Source organism: Streptomyces phytophilus, from assembly GCF_013870535.1.
GTDB classification, from domain to species: domain Bacteria; phylum Actinomycetota; class Actinomycetes; order Streptomycetales; family Streptomycetaceae; genus Streptomyces; species Streptomyces phytophilus.
On record NZ_JACBXC010001519.1, the window covers coordinates 1 to 1,289 of the forward strand.

The window sequence follows — 1,289 nt, forward strand, 5'->3', positions numbered from 1 at the left end:
CGGTCACTGGGGGTGTCGAGTGGGCCGCCGACGGCGGCTTCGGCATCGCCGGTGCTGCCCGCGGAAGGCGACTGCGCTTCCGAAGGCTCAATCGGTTCGAGCATGCGGGCGGTTCTCCCGTCACGCCCCCGGGCGCCACCCCCCGTACGACGGCGGCGCCCGTGCCGTGCACAGGGCCACCGCCCGGGACGTATGCGCCGCGCGAGGGCTCTTGTCTCGCTCGCCGGACCCGCCCTCCTCGGGCGGACCGGCGAAAGTCTGCTGGTCCATGCGCCTGCCGGGTCCGGGGTGGCTCCCTCGTCCACCGGCGGCGCTTCGACACCGTCCCTACCCGGTGCCGTCCCCTGCCGTGGGCGGGGTTCCACTCGCGACCTGCGGTGTGGCGGCGAGGGCCGTGGCATCGTCGCGGTCCGGCGCAAGCGGATCGGTCACCGTGCCGGTCTCCGGGTCGAGCGGCCCCTGCGCCAGCCTGGTCACCGCTGCCGGGACCGGCGGCGCCAGGTCAGCCGCGACTCGCAGGCCGGACAGGACGTCGTCAGGTCGTACGGCAGGTGTCAGGTGCCGCACTACCAGCCGCAGTATCGCACAGGGACCCGCCTGCGGCCTATCGCCCCCGTCCGGGAGCACGTCGAGCGCGGCCACCGCGCCGCGTGTGTCGAAGGTCCTCATCCCCTTCTTGGTCTGCCGTTCCACCTCGACCGCCTCCGCGGCCAGGAAGGCGCGTACCGCCTCCTCGGCCGTGGCGGGCGGCACGCCGTCGAGCCGTAGCTCCCACACCGAGGCCCCCAGCCGGTCGGCGAGTCCCGGGGCGCGGGCCTCGACGGCGTCGACGACGTCGAGTCCTTCGGGCAGGGACTCGTCGAGCAGCGCGCGCAGCAGCTCCGGGTCACGGGCCTCGCTGAGCGCGATCTCCAGGTACTCGGCCTCGCTCGCGGTGCCCGTGGGGGCCGCGTTCGCGTACGAGACCTTGGGGTGGGGGGTGAAGCCCGCGGAGTACGCCATGGGCACCTCGGCCCGGCGCAGCGCCCGCTCGAAGGCGCGCTGGAAGTCGCGGTGGCTGTTGAACCGGAGGCGGCCGCGCTTGGTGTAGCGGAGTCGGATGCGCTGCACCGGGGGTGCGGGCGGCGGGCCTTCGGGCTGTCGCTTGCCCAGAGTCGTTCAGTCCTTCGTCCGAGAGCTTGTCCTGCCCCCAGGGTACGTGCCCGCTTTTCCGGCGGCTGCGCTCCGTCGGTCTTTCATCTGGGTCGTACGCACGCCGCGTTGGCCGCCGGCGCCGCCGCGGAACGGGC

General features: G+C 74.3%; 1 protein-coding gene. It reads right to left on the bottom strand.

Annotation, left to right across the window (positions count from 1 at the left end; all coding sequences use genetic code 11):
• Positions 1-327: 327 nt before the first annotated feature.
• The gene (locus H5J30_RS33900; protein ID WP_181791636.1) at positions 328-1,110 is read right to left on the bottom strand and encodes a TIGR03936 family radical SAM-associated protein; all 783 of its coding nucleotides are present in this window, start codon (positions 1,108-1,110) and stop codon (positions 328-330) included.
• Positions 1,111-1,289: the final 179 nt, after the last annotated feature.